At 66.7% G+C, this 17,480-nt stretch carries 18 protein-coding genes; 10 read left to right on the forward strand and 8 right to left on the reverse strand.

What is annotated here, in order from left to right; all coding sequences use genetic code 11:
• Positions 1 to 3: 3 nt before the first annotated feature.
• Complete coding sequence (locus BN2156_RS19590; RefSeq protein ID WP_090516629.1) at positions 4 to 1,029, forward strand: sigma-70 family RNA polymerase sigma factor; 1,026 nt, start codon at positions 4 to 6, stop codon at positions 1,027 to 1,029.
• An 11-nt stretch (positions 1,030 to 1,040) separates the two neighbouring features.
• Here the strand turns inward: BN2156_RS19590 and BN2156_RS19595 are convergent, their stop codons facing one another.
• The 3 genes from BN2156_RS19595 to BN2156_RS19605 are packed head-to-tail and all read right to left on the reverse strand — an operon-like array spanning position 1,041 to position 3,814.
• The gene (locus tag BN2156_RS19595) at positions 1,041 to 1,703 is read right to left on the reverse strand and encodes a DUF4241 domain-containing protein (RefSeq protein WP_090516630.1); all 663 of its coding nucleotides are present in this window, start codon (positions 1,701 to 1,703) and stop codon (positions 1,041 to 1,043) included.
• Positions 1,700 to 3,265 carry a DUF4262 domain-containing protein gene (locus BN2156_RS19600; protein ID WP_090516631.1) on the reverse strand — a complete coding sequence of 522 codons (1,566 nt, stop codon included), beginning with the start codon at positions 3,263 to 3,265 and terminating at the stop codon, positions 1,700 to 1,702. Before BN2156_RS19600 ends, BN2156_RS19595 begins: the two co-directional genes overlap by 4 nt.
• Positions 3,266 to 3,325: 60 nt before the next feature.
• Complete coding sequence (locus BN2156_RS19605) at positions 3,326 to 3,814, reverse strand: VOC family protein (protein ID WP_090516632.1); 489 nt, start codon at positions 3,812 to 3,814, stop codon at positions 3,326 to 3,328.
• A 128-nt stretch (positions 3,815 to 3,942) separates the two neighbouring features.
• On the opposite strand from BN2156_RS19605, the gene BN2156_RS19610 reads away from it, so the two are divergent.
• Positions 3,943 to 5,067 carry an NDMA-dependent alcohol dehydrogenase gene (locus tag BN2156_RS19610; protein ID WP_090516633.1) on the forward strand — a complete coding sequence of 375 codons (1,125 nt, stop codon included), beginning with the start codon at positions 3,943 to 3,945 and terminating at the stop codon, positions 5,065 to 5,067.
• Positions 5,068 to 5,103: 36 nt separating this feature from the next.
• On the opposite strand, the gene BN2156_RS19615 is transcribed toward BN2156_RS19610, so the two are convergent.
• Positions 5,104 to 5,517 carry a YkvA family protein gene (locus BN2156_RS19615; RefSeq protein WP_090516634.1) on the reverse strand — a complete coding sequence of 138 codons (414 nt, stop codon included), beginning with the start codon at positions 5,515 to 5,517 and terminating at the stop codon, positions 5,104 to 5,106.
• A 75-nt stretch (positions 5,518 to 5,592) separates the two neighbouring features.
• Positions 5,593 to 6,369: an SDR family oxidoreductase gene (locus BN2156_RS19620; RefSeq protein WP_090517504.1), complete on the reverse strand. Its 777-nt coding sequence runs from the start codon at positions 6,367 to 6,369 to the stop codon at positions 5,593 to 5,595.
• A 72-nt stretch (positions 6,370 to 6,441) separates the two neighbouring features.
• On the opposite strand from BN2156_RS19620, the gene BN2156_RS19625 reads away from it, so the two are divergent.
• From BN2156_RS19625 to BN2156_RS19655, 7 genes are all read left to right on the forward strand, one after another.
• Entirely contained in the window at positions 6,442 to 7,161 is a 720-nt protein-coding gene (locus tag BN2156_RS19625) for a pirin family protein (RefSeq protein ID WP_090516635.1), read from the forward strand.
• On the forward strand, positions 7,139 to 8,386 hold the full coding sequence (locus BN2156_RS19630) for a PQQ-dependent sugar dehydrogenase (protein ID WP_090516636.1): 1,248 nt from the start codon (positions 7,139 to 7,141) through the stop codon (positions 8,384 to 8,386). Before BN2156_RS19625 ends, BN2156_RS19630 begins: the two co-directional genes overlap by 23 nt.
• 31 nt (positions 8,387 to 8,417) lie before the next feature.
• Entirely contained in the window at positions 8,418 to 8,852 is a 435-nt protein-coding gene (locus BN2156_RS19635) for a helix-turn-helix transcriptional regulator (protein ID WP_090516637.1), read from the forward strand.
• Between the two features lie 5 nt (positions 8,853 to 8,857).
• The gene (locus BN2156_RS19640; RefSeq protein ID WP_090517505.1) at positions 8,858 to 9,268 is read left to right on the forward strand and encodes a VOC family protein; all 411 of its coding nucleotides are present in this window, start codon (positions 8,858 to 8,860) and stop codon (positions 9,266 to 9,268) included.
• 3 nt (positions 9,269 to 9,271) lie between these two features.
• A complete protein-coding gene (locus BN2156_RS19645) occupies positions 9,272 to 11,638 on the forward strand; it encodes an ATP-binding cassette domain-containing protein (protein WP_090516638.1) in 2,367 nt (788 codons plus the stop codon).
• A gap of 302 nt (positions 11,639 to 11,940) precedes the next feature.
• Complete coding sequence (locus BN2156_RS19650) at positions 11,941 to 12,672, forward strand: TMEM165/GDT1 family protein (RefSeq protein ID WP_090516639.1); 732 nt, start codon at positions 11,941 to 11,943, stop codon at positions 12,670 to 12,672.
• A gap of 63 nt (positions 12,673 to 12,735) precedes the next feature.
• A complete protein-coding gene (locus tag BN2156_RS19655; RefSeq protein WP_090516640.1) occupies positions 12,736 to 13,815 on the forward strand; it encodes a phosphodiester glycosidase family protein in 1,080 nt (359 codons plus the stop codon).
• A 7-nt stretch (positions 13,816 to 13,822) separates the two neighbouring features.
• Here BN2156_RS19655 and BN2156_RS19660 read toward each other — a convergent pair whose 3' ends face one another.
• The 3 genes from BN2156_RS19660 to BN2156_RS19670 all read right to left on the reverse strand — a co-directional run bounded on the left by BN2156_RS19660 (position 13,823) and on the right by BN2156_RS19670 (position 15,259).
• Positions 13,823 to 14,356: an adenylate/guanylate cyclase domain-containing protein gene (locus tag BN2156_RS19660; protein ID WP_090516641.1), complete on the reverse strand. Its 534-nt coding sequence runs from the start codon at positions 14,354 to 14,356 to the stop codon at positions 13,823 to 13,825.
• 199 nt (positions 14,357 to 14,555) lie between these two features.
• Positions 14,556 to 14,834, reverse strand: a complete 279-nt coding sequence (locus BN2156_RS19665; RefSeq protein ID WP_090516642.1) for a barstar family protein — start codon at positions 14,832 to 14,834, stop codon at positions 14,556 to 14,558.
• On the reverse strand, positions 14,831 to 15,259 hold the full coding sequence (locus BN2156_RS19670; RefSeq protein ID WP_308208099.1) for a guanyl-specific ribonuclease: 429 nt from the start codon (positions 15,257 to 15,259) through the stop codon (positions 14,831 to 14,833). Before BN2156_RS19670 ends, BN2156_RS19665 begins: the two co-directional genes overlap by 4 nt.
• Before the next feature lie 81 nt (positions 15,260 to 15,340).
• Here BN2156_RS19670 and BN2156_RS19675 point away from each other — a divergent pair, with 81 nt between their 5' ends.
• On the forward strand, positions 15,341 to 17,476 hold the full coding sequence (locus BN2156_RS19675; protein WP_090516643.1) for an acyltransferase family protein: 2,136 nt from the start codon (positions 15,341 to 15,343) through the stop codon (positions 17,474 to 17,476).
• The last annotated feature ends 4 nt before the right edge of the window (positions 17,477 to 17,480 follow it).

Raw genomic sequence — 17,480 nt, forward strand, 5'->3', positions numbered from 1 at the left:
AAGTTGTCGGGGGTGCTGCGTAAGCTCGCGAATGTGACGGTCCTCGCTCACCGCCTAGATGACGACAGCCCGGCCGATGCCTTCCTGGCCGACGCCCAGCGCTACCGCCGTGAGCTGCTGGCGCACTGCTACCGGATGACCGGTTCGCTGCACGATGCCGAGGATCTGGTGCAGGAGACCTACCTGCGCGCCTGGAAGTCCTACGGCGGTTTCGAGGGCAAATCCTCGGTCCGGACCTGGCTGTACCGCATCGCGACCAACACGTGCCTGACGGCACTGGAGGGCCGGCAACGCCGCCCGCTGCCGTCGGGTCTGGGCAACCCGAGCTCGTCGCCCACCGACGAGATCTCCGAACACCACGAGATCCCGTGGCTGCAGCCACTGCCGGATTCCACCGACGACCCGGCGGATCCCAGCACGATCGTGGGGACCCGGGATTCGGTGCGGCTCGCTTTCGTCGCGGCGCTGCAGCATCTGTCCGCCCGGCAACGCGCGGTGCTGGTGATGCGTGAGGTACTGCAGTGGAAAGCCGCCGAGGTGGGTGAGGCGATCGGGGCGTCGACAGCCGCCGTCAACAGCCTCCTGCAGCGCGCCCGTGCCCAGCTCGACGCGGTGGGCCCCAGCCAGGACGACGAGATCGACGCGCCGGACTCCCCGCACGCCCAGAACCTGCTGCGCAACTACATGGCCGCGTTCGAGGCCTATGACATCGACAAGCTGGTCGAGTTGTTCACCGCCGAGGCGATCTGGGAGATGCCACCGTTCGACAGCTGGTACCGGGGGCCGGAGGCCATCGGCGACCTGTCCCGGTACAAGTGCCCGGCCGAAGAGCCCGGGGACATGCGGTTCATCGCCACGAGCGCCAACGGCCAGCCCGCCGCGGCGATGTACATGCTGAACCGCGAGACCGGCCGGCACGATGCGTTTCAGCTGCACGTCCTCGAGGTGCGCCCCGAGGGCATCTCGCACGTGGTGGCGTTCATGGAGCTGTCGTTGTTCGAGAAGTTCGGACTGCCGGCCTCACTCTGACCACCGAACGCTCAGATGGCGTCGTAGTCGGCGGTGCGGTCGTAGACGACTTCGAAGTCGACGTGAACACCGCACAGGTCACCGTCGGCGTTTCGGGTGGCGAACACCGAATAACTCCCGTCGCCCCAGCCGGACCGGCAGATCACGTAATTCTCACCCGCGCGGGCATCGAACAGCGTGACACTGTGGGGCGCGACGTGATCCTCGGTGGTTTCGTAGGGCCGGTCGGCCCAGACCTCGTTGTCGAACCAGTCCGAGGTTTCTTCGTACGTCAGGTCACTGACCCGCCTGGCCTCGGCCGCGTCGGCCACTCCGACACTCGCGCAGTCCACCGGGACGACGTACGACATGCCGGGCTCGGGTGCCGGCTTCCCGTCCGGCACCACGCCTTCCACGCTGACGGGTGCGTCGTCGCGCATGCACACGCTCAGATACGCCACCCGCAGGTGGCTACCGTCCAACCCTTCCGACACATCGGCCAGGGTCAACCGCACCGGGTGCGCGCCGGCACCGATGGAGGTGACGAAACCTGCCCCGAAGTTGATCGGATCGGCGATCTCGATCTGCCCGGAAGTCACGGTGAGCAGTCCGGCGTCGCGAACCGTGAGCAGGCAGGCCCGCTCGTTGAGCGGGGCCACCCCGGTACGCAATGCGTAGAGTTCCGAGAGCCTCATGCGTGCAGCATCTTGGTTGCCGCCCTGCCGAATTCGACGAGCCTGGCGATGTGTTCAGGGCCGCCGTCATGTATCGACTTGGAGAATTTGAGCTCCGCCGGATAGAACTCCGTCTTCTTGGTGCCCCGGGTTCGCTTGGCATGGTCGTTGATGCCGAGGGTTATGCACACCTCGGCGCCGTAGAGGATCCGCCGGCCATTGTCGATTCGAAAATTCTCGTCGATCGAGATGTCGTAGATCCAGGATCGCGGGATCACCCGCAACCCGGACTCGAACTGCGGGGTGCCCGGATCCGGGTCGTCGTCGGCACGGACGTCGTCACCCATCCAGAGGATCAACCGCTCACCGTCGAGCACCGCGACCTCCTGATAGAGGGCCGGCCCCCAATCGTGCCGCTTGATGAAGCGCTCGACCGTAAAGGCTTGTACCGCATCGAAATCCACGATGCCGCGCAGCGCTTCCAGCGCTATCGCCGGGTCCCGCAGACAGGCCGGCAGTGCCGTTTCCAGCCGGCGGTGCGGCGTCCAGTCTCCGTAGGGTTCGAGCTCGGTGATCAGCTGGGTAACGGTGGCATGTGCCGAGGCCTCCAGATCGGAATCCGCCCACAAGAGTGACCATTCGGAGTCGGGGCGGACGACCTCGCGCAATGCCGCCACCGCGCGGTTGCGCAGCTCCTCGGTGACGACGATTCTCGGCTCCTCGTCGAGCGTTTCGGGTCCCATGGCAGTGTCGAGCGGGGTTCCACCCGGCATCAGTGCGACGACAGCCGCGGCGGCGGCGATGACCTGTTCACATTCACGATTGTCGAGGAAATCGGTGTCGTGGGCTTTGGCGAACGTGTGCTCGAGGAATGCCACGCGGCCCTCGAGGGGGGTGTCGTCGAAGTCGTTGGCCCAATCAGCGGCAGTGTCGTTGCCGTAGGCGTCGACTCCCCAGGCACCCATTCGATTTACCTCCCACGTTTCCGAGATCCGATCCGGTGCAGGCACCCCGGGTGGCAGCCAGACGCTGGGTGGATGGTCGCGGATCGGCAGCCACATCATCGGCTGCCGATCGGCGAAGTACTCATCGAAACCCGGTTCGCCGGGGTAACGGCCGGCACCGTCCGGCCACACCACCTGAAGAAAGTCCACGGGGTTGGCGGCATTGAAATGCAGAGCCATGCCGAACTGGCTGGGGCACCAGCTCGAATGGATCGGCATCAGCTTGACCCAGTAGTCATCGGGCTCGGTGTCACGCAATCCCAACACACCCGAGAACCGCGCCTGGGGCACCAGGGCGCGGCCGGCGGACCGGGCTTCCGCCACGACCGTGTTCAGCACCCTTGTCATCAGGCCGAAATCGCCGACACCGTAGATCGCGAGTTCGGGTTGCCGGTGGGTGTGCCACAACCCCGCGGTGAAGACGTAGGGCGGCGGTTCCTCGGGTTTGGTCGGCCCTATCCCCACACAGTGGTGGCCGTGGCGTTCGACGTCGTCGAGCATCCGGCGGACGACAGGGTCATTGGCGTCACGCTGGCCGTCGTCGACACAGGCGATGCACAGACACTGTTTGCTGTCCATGGGCAATATATCTACCACATGGCGCTATATATAGATCCACCCTTTGCTCCGGGCCGAACGTCAACCGTTGTAGGCCGCCTGCAGTTTGGCGATGTCGAACTTGCCGACAGTGCTCAACACCGCGGACATCAACCGAGCGTCAGCTTCGGAATCGCCCTTGCCCAACAAGTCGTAGTACTCGGTCGGCGTGATCTGCCACGCCAGCCCGTACTTGTCCTTGAGCCAGCCGCACGGCAGTTCCTCGCCGCCCTCGACCAGCGCGGCCCAGAGCTGGTCCAGCTGCTCCTGGCCGGTGACGCGCGCTTCCAGCGAGATGGCCTCGTTGAAGGTGAACTGCGGGCCACCGTTGATGCCGACCAGGCGCTGACCGGCCAGCTCGAACTCCACCACCACCGGTACATCCTGCGGAGAGGGTGAATCAGGATGCGAGGCGATGGTGGTGATGATGCGGCCGTTGCCGCCGAACGCGGCGATGTAGTGCTGCGCGGCCTGCTCGGCCTCCCGGTCGAACCACAGGTTGGGGACGATGTTGGCTTTGATTTCAGTCATGGCATGTAGACCCGCGGCGAGCCGCTAGTTCATCGGCGCATCCCATTACAACGAAATCAAGCTTGTATATACGCAGGTCATAGGGCCATTACCCGGCAGTACTGCAACCTGTTCTATTATCGCCTTCCATGAAGACCAAAGGCGCCCTGCTGTGGGAACTCAACTCGCCCTTCAAGGTCGACGAGATCGACCTCGGCGACCCCGTCGCCGACGAAGTACAGATCCGGATGCACGCCGCGGGCATGTGCCACTCGGACTACCACCTGACCACCGGCGCCACCCCGATGGCGCTGCCCGCGCTCGGCGGCCATGAGGGCGCCGGCGTTGTCACCAAGGTCGGCAAGAACGTCACCGGCATCGAGGAGGGCGACCACGTCATCCTCGCCTTCATCCCGGCCTGTGGTGAGTGCCCGCCGTGTCTGAAGGGCTTCCGCTCGCTGTGCGACCGTGGCGCCGTGCTGCTGGGCGGCAAGGCCATCGCCGACGGCACCAACCGCATCCACGCCGGCGGCCATGAGGTGTCGCCGATGAACCTGCTGGGCACGTTCGCGCCGTACATGACCGTGCACAAGGACTCCGTCGTCAAGATCGACAGGGACATCCCGTTCGAGACCGCGGCCATCATGGGTTGCGCGGTGCCGACCGGCTTCGGCTCGGCCACCAATGTCGCCGACGTCAAGCCCGGCGAGACCGTCATCGTCGTCGGCGTCGGCGGTATCGGCATGAGCGCGCTGCAGGGTGCGGTGATCTCGGGTGCCAAGCACGTCATCGCGATCGACCCGAACGAATGGAAGCGGGAGCAGGCCATCAAGTTCGGCGCCACGCACGTCTACCCGTCGATGGCCGAGGCCATCGCGCCGGTGATGGAGACGACCTGGGGCCTGATGGCCGACAAGGTCATCATCGCCGTGGGCGAGATGAAGGGCGAGTACATCGAAGAGGCGATGATCCTCACCGCCAAGACCGGCACCTGCGTGGTGACGGGCATGGGGTCGATGATGGATGCCGACGTCAAGCTCAACCTGTTCCTGTTCACGATGTTGCAGAAGACGTTGAAGGGCAACATCTTCGGTGGCGGCAGCTCGCACGTGGAGACCCCGCGGCTGACCGCGCTGTACAAGTCGGGCCTGCTCAACATCGACGACATGATCACCCGGACCTACAAGCTCGAGGACATCAACCAGGGCTACCAGGACATGTTGGACGGCAACAACATTCGTGGTGTCATCAAGTTCGACGAGTCGGACTGGTAACCCTTCCCCGCTGAGCGGTTCCCGGCCAGGGACCGCTCAGCGGGAGAGCCCGGTCAACCGCGCCAGCGCATCGAACCCGTCGTCGGTACCCGGCCAGTGCGCCCGCACGGCTTCCAAACCGGCATGACGCACGACGCTGCGAAGCACCAGGGTGACGATGATGGCGTCGTCGGCGTACCCGAGCACCGGGACGAAGTCGGGGATCAGATCGATCGGCAGCGCCAGATAGACGACCAGCAGGGCCAGCCGCAGGCGCACGCCCCGGGGCAACGACTTGTCGGCGGCCAGCCGCGGGATGAGCCGCAAAAGATCGGGAAGCATCCGCAGCGCCTCGGTGAGCAGGTTTCCGCGGGGCCGCATGACGAGCAGCGCGACGATCAGGATCAGCCAGCTCAGCAGCAGTGCGACACCGAGACCGATCAGCGCGTTACCCCACCAGGTGTCGACCACCTGACAATTGTCCAGCAGACGCAAAACTGCCCCTTTTCAGGTGAAAAGGGGCAGTTCTGTGTCTGTTCGCGAGAGTTACTTGGGTGGCATCCGGATGCCGCCGTCGACGCGCACGACCTCGGCGTTCATGTACGAGTTGGTCAGCAGCTCGACGACCATCGAGGCCAGCTCCTCGGGCTTGCCGAGGCGGTGCGGGAACAGCACCGACTCGCCCAGCTTGGCCTTGAATGCCTCCGACGCCTCGCCCTCGCCGTAGATCGGGGTGTCGATCAGGCCGGGTGCCACGGTGTTCACCCGAATCCCAGCTGCCGACAAATCCCTCGCCACGGGCAGGGTCAGGCCGACCACGCCGCCCTTGGACGACGAGTAGGCCGCCTGGCCGATCTGACCGTCGAAGGCCGCGACGCTGGTCATGTTGACGATCGCACCGCGCTCGCCGGTGTCGGTCAGCTCGTTGCGGCTCATCGCGGTGGCGGCCAACCGGATGCAGTCGAAGGTGCCGACCAGGTTGATGGCCAGGACCTTCTTGTAGGCGTCCAGGTTGTGCGCGGAGGCGAACTCGCCGTCCTTGCCGATGGTGCGCTGGGCCCAGCCGATGCCGGCCGAGTTCACCAGGGCGCGCAGCGGGCCGAGCTCGCCGGCCTTGTTGACCGCGGCCTCGATCTGCTCGGTGTTGGTGACGTCGACGCTGACGAAGGCGCCGCCGATCTCCTCGGCGAGGGCCTCACCCTTATCCGCCTGCAGGTCAGCCACGACAACGCGGGCTCCCTTGGCGGCCAACTGGCGGGCGGTCGCCGCGCCGATACCTGATGCGCCACCGGTGACGATGGCGCTTGCTCCGTTGAGTTCCACGCCCAACACACTAAGCCCCTGCCGAGCCCGATCCACCGGTTGGTCAGCGAAGCCCGTCGGTAGGCTGGCGCCATGGCTTCCGGGACGTCCAAGGTCGATATCCGGCGCGCAGACGAGCGTGGCGCCAGCACGACCGACTGGCTCCGGTCACGGCATTCGTTCTCCTTCGCCGACTACTACGACCCGGCCAACACCCACCACGGGCTGTTGCTGGTCAACAACGACGACATCGTGGCACCGGGCGCCGGTTTCGATACCCACCCGCACCGGGACATGGAGATCGTCACCTGGGTCCTGTCAGGTCAGTTGGCCCACGCGGATTCGATGGGTAACTCCGGGGTGATCTATCCGGGTCTGGCGCAGCGGATGTCGGCGGGCACGGGTGTGCAGCATTCCGAGAAGAACGGGTCTGCCAGTGAGCCCGTGCATTTCGTGCAGATGTGGGTGCTGCCCGATACGGCCGGGGTGACACCGAGCTATCAACAGCAGGAGATCGAGTTGGCGGACACGTTGACGCCGATCGCCTCCGGCGCGGTCGACGCCGCCGTCACCCTGCACAACCGCGATGCCACGTTGTACGGCGCCCGCCTGCGGCGCGGCGGTTCGGTCGCACTGCCGCAGGCCCGCTACGTCCACCTGTTCGTCGCGCGCGGGTCGGTCACATTGGACGGATCTGAATCGCTCGGCGAGGGAGACGCCGCCCGGCTCACCGATTCGGGCGGGCAGGTCACCGCCGATACCGAAGCCGAGATCCTGGTCTGGGAGATGAATGCGGGTTTGGGCGGGGCGTAGCGCGATCGCACTGATCACCGCGGCCGCCCTGGCCGCGTGTGGGACGCAGCCCGAAACCGGACCGCCCCCACCGTCCGCGTCGAGCGCTGCGCCCGCCGGGCTGGCAACGGCGCCCCTGCACGTACCCGCCGGCCTCGACCAGGCCCCGCTCGACGAACCGCGTCAGGCCCTGATTCCCTCCGGCTGGACCATCGAGGTGATCGCCCGGGTGCCCAAGGCCAGGATGGCCGTATTCGCCCCGGACGGCGCCCTGCTGGTGTCTGTCCCGGCCACCGGGCAGGTGCTGACGGTGCTCCCCGACCGGCACACCCTGCTCGAAGGCCTGGAACAGCCACACGGACTCTTCTTCGCCGGGCCGACGCTCTATGTGGCCGAGAGCAACCGCGTCGACGCCTATGACTACGTCGACGGCCGCGCGGTCAACCGCCGCACCGTCGCCGGCGGTCTGCCCGACGCCAAGAGCCCGGACCTGCACGGCGCCTATTCCCATGCGCTCAAGAGCGTGGTCGTGGGATCCGATGGCGCGGTGTATTTCTCGATCGGATCGACGGGCAACGTCTCGGCCGAGGACCGCAGTGCCACGCCGCCGCGGGCGACGATCATGCGGGTGCCGCCCGGTGGTGGCCCGGCAGCACTGTTCGCCACCGGGGTGCGCAACGGCACGGGCCTGGCCCTCGCGCCGGATGGCTCGCTGTGGACAGCGGTGAACAACCGCGACAACGTGCCCGATCCGCAAGGTCGGGTGCGGCAGGACTATGTGGACGACCACCCACCGGAGTCGGTGGCCAAGCTGACCCCGGGCCGCGAATTGGGTTGGCCGTACTGCAATCCCGATGGCGCGCCACCGGCCGGGTTCATCCGCGACATGGAGACCAACGCCGACGGCAGCGAGATGGACTGTGCGGTGCTGGCACCGGTGGAGCAGACGTTGGGAGCGCATTCGGCGCCGCTGGGGATGAGCTTCGCCGAACTGCCGGAACCCTATGGCCCGGGAGCGCTCGTCGGGGTGCACGGATCCTGGAACCGGCAGTCACCGCAGGCGCCCGAGGTGTCGTTCTTCGGTTGGCGCAACGGCGCATTGGGCGCACAGCAGACCCTGGTCGGCGGGTTCCAGGCCGATGACGGCACCCGGTGGGGCCGCCCGGTGGCCGCGGTCACCGGACCGGACGGCGCGGTGTACATCACCGACGACTACGCCGGCGCGGTGTATCGGCTGGCCCCCTAGAGGTACGATCGCCAGCCGTAAGATCGCTGATGTGGCCGACCAACAGCTAGGCGATCTCAAGCTGCTGCGCCGGGTCCGGGACCGGATCGACCGCGAGTATTCGCAGCCGCTGAACGTCGAAGCGCTTGCCCGCGGGGTGAACATGTCGGCCGGGCACCTGTCCAGACAGTTCAAGATCGCCTATGGCGAGTCACCGTATTCGTACCTGATGACACGTCGTATCGAGCGCGCGATGGCGCTGCTGCGCCGCGGCGACATGTCTGTCACCGAGGTCTGCTTCGCCGTCGGCTGCTCCTCGCTCGGCACGTTCAGCACCCGGTTCACCGAGCTCGTCGGCATCCCGCCCAGTGCGTATCGGCAACAGACCGCCGGAGTGACCTCCGGCATGCCGTCCTGCGTCGAGAAACAGGTCACCAAACCGATCAGGAATCGAGAAGCGCCCGCCACCCGCCTCCACCTAGCGTGACAAACATGGAACTCACCATTCACTCAAGCATGCTGCCGCTCGACGACCCGGAAGAATCTCTCGCGTTCTATCGCGACATCCTCGGCTTCGAGGTCCGTCTCGACGTCGGCAAGGACAAGATGCGTTGGATCACGGTCGGTCCACCCAACCAGCCCGACACATCCGTCGTCCTGTACCCGCCTTTCGCCACTCCCGGCCTGACCGACGACGAGCGCCGCATGATCGGCGAGATGATGGCCAAGGGCACCTTCGGCACGCTCCTGCTCGCCACCAAAGATCTCGACGGGACGTTTGAAAAAGTCCAGGCCGGGGACGTCGAGGTGGTTCAGGAACCCACCGAGCAGCCGTACGGTGTGCGGGACTGCGCCCTTCGCGATCCCGCCGGAAACATGGTCCGAATCCAGGAGCTGCCCTAACCGATGAGCACCGCCACGACCCACCCCGCCGACAGCCATGATCTGATCCGGGTCACCGGAGCCCGGGAGAACAACCTCAAGGACGTCGACATCGAGCTGCCCAAGCGCCGGTTGACGGTGTTCACGGGTGTATCGGGGTCGGGCAAGAGCTCACTGGTGTTCGACACGATCGCCGCCGAATCCCAGCGGTTGATCAACGAGACGTACAGCGCCTTCGTGCAGGGGTTCATGCCCAACCTGGCGCGCCCGGAGGTCGACATCCTAGAGGGGCTGACCACCGCGATCATCGTCGACCAGCAGCGGATGGGTGCCGACCCGCGTTCCACCGTCGGCACCGCCACCGACACCGGCGCGATGCTGCGCATCCTGTTCAGCCGGATCGGCAAACCGCATATCGGGTCGCCACAGGCGTTTTCGTTCAACGTGGCCTCGATCAGCGGGGCGGGTGCGGTGACGCTCGAGAAGGGCGGACGCACGGTCAAGGAACGCCGCGAGTTCAACATCGTCGGCGGCATGTGTCCGCGGTGCGAGGGTCGTGGCGCGGTCAACGACATCGACCTGACCGCGTTGTACGACGACACCAAATCGCTGAACGAGGGCGCGCTGACCATCCCGGGCTTCAGCATGGACGGCTGGTACGGCCGGATCTTCCGGGGCTGCGGCTTCTTCGATCCGGACAAGCCGATCAACAAGTTCACCAAGAAGGAACTCGACGCGCTGCTGTACAAGGAGGCGACGAAACTCAAGGTCGACGGGGTCAACCTGACCTACCTCGGGTTGATCCCGCAGATCCAGAAGTCGTTCCTGTCCAAGGACGTCGAGGGCATGCAGCCGCACATCCGGACATTCGTCGAGCGGGCGGTCACGTTCACCACCTGCCCCGAGTGTGATGGCACCCGCCTGTCGGAGACGGCGCGCTCGGTGCAGGTGGCTGGTATCAACATCGCCGAGGCCTGCGCGATGCAGATCACCGACCTGGCGGCCTGGCTCGGCACCGTCAAAGAAAAATCCGTGGCCCCGCTGCTGGCCGCATTGCAGCACACGCTGGACTCGTTCGTCGAGATCGGGTTGGGCTATCTGTCCCTGGACCGGCCCGCCGGCACCCTGTCCGGCGGAGAAGCCCAGCGCGTCAAGATGATCCGTCACCTGGGCTCGTCCCTGACCGATGTCACGTACGTGTTCGACGAGCCGACGATCGGGCTGCACCCGCACGACATCGCCCGGATGAACAACCTGTTGCTGGCCCTACGGGACAAGGGCAACACCGTGCTGGTCGTCGAGCACAAGCCCGAGACGATCACGATCGCCGACCACGTCGTCGACCTGGGCCCGGGCGCCGGATCGGCCGGCGGCGAGGTGGTGTTCGAAGGTGACGTGGCCGGCCTGCAGGCCAGCGACACCGTGACCGGACGGCACCTGGGGTACCGCGCAACCCTGAAGAATGAGGTGCGGAAAGCCAACGGCGCGTTGGAGATCCGTGGCGCCGACACCCACAATCTGCGTGACGTGGATGTCGACATCCCGCTGGGTGCTTTGGTGGTGATCACCGGGGTCGCGGGCTCGGGTAAGAGTTCGTTGATCGACGGCTCGGTGGCCGGCCGCGACGGTGTGGTGGTCGTCGATCAGAGTCCGATCCGGGGTTCGCGGCGCAGCAATCCGGCGACCTACACCGGGCTGCTGGAGCCGATCCGTAAGGCTTTCGCGAAGGCCAACAACGTCAAACCCGCACTGTTCAGCTCGAATTCGGAGGGCGCCTGCCCGACGTGCAACGGCGCCGGGGTGATCTACACCGATCTCGGGGTGATGGCCACCGTCGAGACCACGTGCGAGGAGTGCGAGGGCAAGCGGTTCGGCGCCTCGGTGCTGCAGTACACCCTCGGTGGACGCGACATCGCCGAGGTGCTGGCCATGCCGGTCAGCGAGGCGGAGCGGTACTTCGCCGAGGGCGAGTCCAAAGTTCCCGCCGCACAGAAGATCCTATCCCGGATGGCCGATGTGGGCCTGGGCTATCTGACGCTGGGGCAGCCGCTGACCACGTTGTCGGGCGGAGAGCGGCAGCGGTTGAAACTTGCCGCGCAGATGGGCGAGAAGGGTGACACCTACATCCTCGACGAGCCGACGACAGGCCTGCACCTGGCCGATGTCGAGCAACTGCTCGGGCTACTGGACCGGCTGGTGGATTCGGGCAAGTCGGTGATCGTGATCGAGCACCATCAGGCGGTGATGGCGCACGCCGATTGGATCATCGACCTGGGCCCCGGGGCCGGACATGACGGCGGTCGCGTCGTATTCGAGGGCACCCCGGCCGACCTGGTCGCCGGGCGCGCCACGCTGACCGGTCAGCACCTCGCCGAATATGTGGGCAACTGAACCGACTTTGTCAGGGCGCCCGAACTTTCTCGTGTCGATGCCCAAACTTATTGTCGAATAAGCACTTTCGGGCGGGACGGTTTGCGCCGCCCCCTCCCGGATGCGTATGGTGGTGGACAGCGAAGGGGAGTAGCCCCCAATCGGATATTCGACATACTGGCCGTACAGCGTTGCGATAACGGCCCGGTTATCCGAACCGGTCACGGCCGGTGGGCGAGACCTTCGGCCGTAGACCATTTGGTTGCCGGCCGGAGGCGTCTGATCAAGCCCCCGACGGCAGCCAACAACCGAGGAGTTGTTGCGTGCTCGCTGCTCTGGCCTTGAGTTTCGCTGTCATCTTCGTCGCCGAACTCGGTGACAAGTCGCAGTTGATGGCCATGACGTTTGCGCTGCGCTACCGCTGGTGGGTGGTGCTGGGCGGCATCACCGCAGCCACGACCGGTGTGCACCTGATCTCCGTCGCGGTCGGCCATTACCTGGGCGCGGCCCTTCCGACCCATCTGCTCGGCATCCTCGCCGGTGTGGCGTTCGTCTTCTTCGGGCTGTGGACGCTGCGTGGCGACAAGCTGTCCGACGACGAGGCGACGCGTGCCCAGCGCTCGACCGCCCCGGCGTTCTTGACCGTCACCTCGGCCTTCCTGCTTGCCGAGCTCGGCGACAAGACCATGCTCGCCACGATCACGCTGGCTGCCGACAACGACTGGGTGGGGGTGTGGATCGGCTCGACCATCGGCATGGTGGCCGCCGACGCGCTGGCCATCGTGGTCGGGGCGATCGCGGGTAGGCACCTGCCGGAGCGGGCGATCCAGCTGGGCGCCGCGGCCCTGTTCGTCATCTTCGGTGTGGCGATGCTGCTGGATGCGGCCTTCCCGACCGCCCCGGCGATGCTGACCACCGCGGGCGCGGTGGCCGTGACCGCACTGTGCGCGGCATGCCTGCGCGCACTGCCGGAGAATTTGCGGCCGGCGGCGCTGCGCAAGCCCGATGCGGCGGATCCAGCTAACACCGATCAACCGGGTGCGATCCCGTCTTGATCCAACCGTGACCAGGCTGTTACGCATGTTGACAGAGTTACCTGTGTGATTATTGTGTAGTTCGTGCCAGCCCTGGCAAAACTCTTCCGGCGTGCGGTCGCCACTGCGTCCGCGGTTGCCGTCTGCGCCGCCCTGGCCACCACCGGCTCCCCCGTTGCGCGTGCCGAGGACGCCCGGACACTGCTTCTCGGGGCGATCGCGAACACCAAGGGCTCATACCTCGTCTACAACTTCGGCGGCCAGTTCGCCGCGCCGTTCCTGGCTGCCGACGGTCGGGCCTACACGCTGAACAACGGCGGCCACCTGATGGCGATGAAGAACGCCTCCACACGGCTGAACCCCAAGCTGCTGGTCGACAGTCACCAGGGTTATCAGTCGCGATGCGAGCGCACCCCCGGCGCCCGGACCGGGGAAGGACTTTGGCAGGCCTCCGAAACCTATGCACCCCTTTCGGCGTGGCAGGTCCTGGGGCAACCGACCATCGCGGTCAATGCCAACTTCTTCGACGTCCGCGGGCAGAAGGGCGGCTCGTGGCGTGACACGAAGTGCTCCTCGCCGTTGGGCGCCTACGTGGACAACACGCGCGGACAGGGCCGGGCCAACGCCGCGGTCACCGGCACGCTGGCCTACGCCGGCAAGCAGGGCCTGTCCGGCGGGAACGAGCACTGGTCGGCCCTGGCCACCATGATCCTTCCGATGGGCGGCGCACCGTATGTGGTGATGCCCAAGAGCAAGGACGACTACGACTCGGCCACCCCGGTGATCCAGCGCCTGCTGGATCAGAACGCCCGGTTCGTCGCGGTGGCCGGCATCGGGCTGCTCGCCCCGGGCGACACCGGTCAGCTCAACGACAACGGCCCCAGCGCGGCGCGCACCGCCGTCGGTTACAACCGGGCCACCGACCAGCTCTACGTGTTCCAGGGCGGCAGCTATACGCCGGACAACATCCAGGACCTGTTCCGCGGTCTGGGTGCCGACAACGCGGTGCTGCTCGACGGCGGCGGCTCGTCGGCCATCGTATTGCGCCGCGACACCGGCGGCATGTGGAGCGGGGCCGGTTCGCCCCGCGGGAACTGCGACACCCGTCAGGTGTTGTGCGATTCGCGCGAACGGGCGCTGCCCAGCTGGCTTGCCTTCAACTGAGCAGCCGCTAGTTCACCAGGATTTCGGCGAGCACGGCGTTCGGCATTCGCAAGGGCTGCAGGTACTTCCGCAATCCTGGATGACACAGCTGTAGAAGCCGTTCCTGGGCCCCGGTATCACCCATACGTTGGTCGCCAAGGTATTTCAGCGATGCGCCGGCGGGTAGATCGCCGGCCACCGACGACGCCGTCGTGCCCGAGATCAGCGTCTGCCCGGCATGGGCGATGTCGCGCAACCGCCCCGTGCCGGTGCGCGCGCTGTGTACGCCGATACACAGTTCGAAGGGATCCAACGGCGTCAGTTGCAGGTACAGCGCGCACGACACCGCGTCCGACGCCCGGTCGAAGGTGGCCGCGAAACCGTCGCAGGAGGACTGTCTCGCCGACAGCGTGCCGCCGTGGAGCGCGACGAGGTGGGTCATCGTGGCTCGAAAGTACGGAAGCGCGGCGATCATGTCGCCGGGTTGCGTTTGCCATAGGTGCGCGGATCCCTCGGTGCGGGCCATCACCCACGTCGTCTCGGTAGACAGCTCTTCGGTCACGCGCGCGTTGCTCCTGCCAGTTCTCGCCAGCCACCCCGCGCCAGACAGCACGCAGAACGCCAGCGTAACCACTTTTCGAAGGTGCCGTGCCCACGGTCAACGACGTTGCCGCGCAAGCGTGTTGCCAATCCGCGGCCGCAGCGCCGATGCCCCCGTCGGACGCGCGTAAGTCGTTCTCAGCCAGATTTGCTGAGGTCGGTCAGTTCTCCAGCCACAGGTCGACTCCCTCGGTGGCGAAGATCGACAGCACGGTGCTCCAGGTGTCTTGTCCGAGTGCCTCTTTGATGTTCCGGTATGACGTCATCACGAACCGGAACTTGCGATTGTCCGGGGTGCCGAAGCCACCGCGCAGACAGTCGGCCAACGCATCCAGATTGGAGCCGAAGTAGCCCTCGTCGCCGTTGACCGCGCGGCCGATCTCGGTGAAGAAGTCCGCTTTGGTGGCCACCTTGGCCCCGTCGATCCGATACGTCTTCACGTGCCTCCGATCAGACAGAAGGATTCGTAGTGGTCGCCGGTGTAGTAGTACTCGGGCGGGTCGTTCTGCGGCGCTCCCCCGGTGACGATGCGCCGCTTGCCGCGGTGCTTGGTGCCGGGTGTCGGGACCGTGTACTCGTGGTAATAGCCGCGCTCATGTTTGGGCAGCCGGCCCTCGTAGTTGCCGAAGACGACGCCGTCGTTGCGCGGGTAGGGAAATGGGCCGCCGGCTTGGATGAGGTCGACGGTCTTGTCCGCCTCCGGTGGAAGGCCACTCAGATCGCACGTGCCGTCCGCGGCCGCTGACTTGGTCGATGCTGCCGACGGCGGCGGCGCCGCCGGGGCCGACGTCGATTGAGTCGGAGCGCAGCACCCCGAGAGCAGGCCGCACAGCACTGCCAGTGCCGCAATGCGTGATCGTCCCATCGGGATGAGGCTAGCAACAGGCCCCGCAAATCCAGGGTCAACAGCGCTTGTCGTGCGACCATCGTTACTCGAGTGAACAGAGTGAACACCCTCGCGGGGCCCACGGCCCGCCGCGGCAGCACCGCGAGCGGTCGGAAAGCCCTGCCGAACAAGCAGTTTCGCCCTGACATCGAAGGGCTTCGGGCGGTGGCGGTTCTGGCGGTGGTGCTGTTTCACGCCGGGGTGCCCGGTTTCGGTGGCGGGTTCATCGGCGTCGACGTGTTCTTCGTTGTGTCGGGATTCCTGATCACCGGCCTGTTGTGGCGGGAGGCCTCGGGCACCGGGACGGTCCGGATGGCGCAGTTCTACGCCGGGCGGGCCCGACGGCTGTTGCCCGCCGCCGCGCTTGTCCTGGTTGCGACATCGATGGCGGCCACCCTCCTGCTGCCTCCGCTGCAGGCCCGTTCGGTGCTGGCCGACGCGATCGCAAGTGCCCTTTATGTCGGTAACTACCGCTTCGCGGCGGAGGGCACCGACTATCTGGCAGCCGAGACGGCGGCGTCTCCGCTGCAGCACTACTGGTCTCTCGGGGTGGAGGAGCAGTTCTACCTGTTGTGGCCGGCGCTGATCCTGGCGACCGCATGGGTGCTGACCCGCTGCGGCCGGGGCACCCGCTCGGCCGCCCCGTACGCCTGCGTGTTGGCGGTGGTGGCCGGCGCGTCGCTCGCGGTGTCGCTGGCGTGGACCGAGACGATGCCGCCGTGGGCGTTCTTCTCCCTGCCGACCCGCGCCTGGGAGTTGGCCGCCGGTGGGCTGATCGCGTTGACCGCGGCGCACTGGCGCAACCTGCCGCCGGTCTGCGCAGCCCTGGTCGGCTGGGGTGGGCTGGTCCTGATCCTGGTGACGTGCACACAGCTCGGTACCACCACTCCCTATCCGGGCTCCGCGGCGTTGCTCCCGGTGATGGGTACCGCGCTGGTGATCGGGGCGGGTTGTGCGATACCCGGTCTCGGTGTGGGGCGCCTGCTGTCGAAGCCGGCGCTGCGCGGCATCGGCCGGCTGTCCTATTCGTGGTACCTGTGGCACTGGCCGGTATTGCTGCTGGCGCCCGCGCTGTTCGGCCATGGCCTGGGGCTGGCCGGCCGACTGGCGATGATGGTGATGTCGCTGGGCCTGGCGATCCTGACCCTGCATCTGGTCGAGAACCCGGCCAGGTTCGCGACGGCGCTGCGGGGCTCATCGTGGCGCAGCCTGGCCGTCGGCGCGACCGCCACCGGGGTGGCCGTCTGCGCGGGGCTGGTGCTGTTGGCGGTGCGTCCGGTACCGACGGGATCCGGACCGGCAGCGGTTCCGGTCGCCGTGGTCGGCCCTTCTCGCGCGGCCGTCCCGACGCAGACACCCGAACAACGGGTGCAGGCGGCCGTCGCCGCGTCGGCCGATCTGCGCGCGGTGCCGTCGAATCTCTCACCGCCGCTGGGCAATATCACCAAGCCCGAGGCGTTCGTCAACGGTTGCGTACTGTCCTGGCAGGACGTCGCAGTCCCGGACTGCGTATCCGGCGACACCGCCTCGGCCACCCGGGTGGCCCTGGTCGGCGATTCCCACGCCGGGATGTGGCATCCGGCCCTGGAGGCCGCCGCGCAGCAACAACGTTGGCGGCTGGAGACTTTCGCGAAAGTCACCTGCCCACCGATGAAGCTGCCGATCCTCAGTCCCTACCTCGGTCGTGAGTTCACCGAATGCAAGCAGTGGCGGGCCGATGTGCTGACCCGAATCGCCAAGGAGCGCCCGGCACTCATCGTGCTGGACATGGTGCGCCGCTACGGCGCGGATTTCGGCTTCGTCAGCTACGACCCGGCCTGGCTGGACGGGTTGACGCGGCTGGTGTCGCAGTTGCGCGGCACCGGGGCACGGGTCCTGGTGCTCGGGCCGGTACCCGACCCGCACACCACGGTGCCGACCTGCTTGTCGGCGCACATGGACGACGCGACCGCCTGTACGCCGGACCGCTCGATTGCCGTGAACGACACGGGTATTGCCGCCGAGGCCGCAGCGGTACAGGCCGGCGGCGGACAGTACGCGCGGCTCGACCAATACTTCTGCACCGGCTCACGCTGCCCGGTGATCGTCGGCAACACCCTGGTTTTCCGCGACGACAACCACATCACCGCCGAATACGCCCAGTTGCTGTCGCCGGTGATCGCGCGCCTGACCGAGAGTGCGCTGGCCCCCAACTAGCGTT

This window comes from Mycolicibacterium neworleansense (assembly GCF_001245615.1).
In the GTDB taxonomy this organism is placed as follows: domain Bacteria; phylum Actinomycetota; class Actinomycetes; order Mycobacteriales; family Mycobacteriaceae; genus Mycobacterium; species Mycobacterium neworleansense.

Excerpts from the sequence above, each read along its gene's own strand:
- BN2156_RS19595 (WP_090516630.1), bottom strand. The coding sequence starts at position 1,703 with ATGAGGCTCTCGGAACTCTACGCATTGCGTACCGGGGTGGCCCCGCTC.
- BN2156_RS19600 (WP_090516631.1), bottom strand. The coding sequence starts at position 3,265 with ATGGACAGCAAACAGTGTCTGTGCATCGCCTGTGTCGACGACGGCCAG.
- BN2156_RS19605 (WP_090516632.1), bottom strand. The coding sequence starts at position 3,814 with ATGACTGAAATCAAAGCCAACATCGTCCCCAACCTGTGGTTCGACCGG.
- BN2156_RS19610 (WP_090516633.1), top strand. The coding sequence starts at position 3,943 with ATGAAGACCAAAGGCGCCCTGCTGTGGGAACTCAACTCGCCCTTCAAG.
- BN2156_RS19625 (WP_090516635.1), top strand. The coding sequence starts at position 6,442 with ATGGCTTCCGGGACGTCCAAGGTCGATATCCGGCGCGCAGACGAGCGT.
- BN2156_RS19630 (WP_090516636.1), top strand. The coding sequence starts at position 7,139 with ATGCGGGTTTGGGCGGGGCGTAGCGCGATCGCACTGATCACCGCGGCC.
- BN2156_RS19640 (WP_090517505.1), top strand. The coding sequence starts at position 8,858 with ATGGAACTCACCATTCACTCAAGCATGCTGCCGCTCGACGACCCGGAA.
- BN2156_RS19645 (WP_090516638.1), top strand. The coding sequence starts at position 9,272 with ATGAGCACCGCCACGACCCACCCCGCCGACAGCCATGATCTGATCCGG.
- BN2156_RS19670 (WP_308208099.1), bottom strand. The coding sequence starts at position 15,259 with ATGGGACGATCACGCATTGCGGCACTGGCAGTGCTGTGCGGCCTGCTC.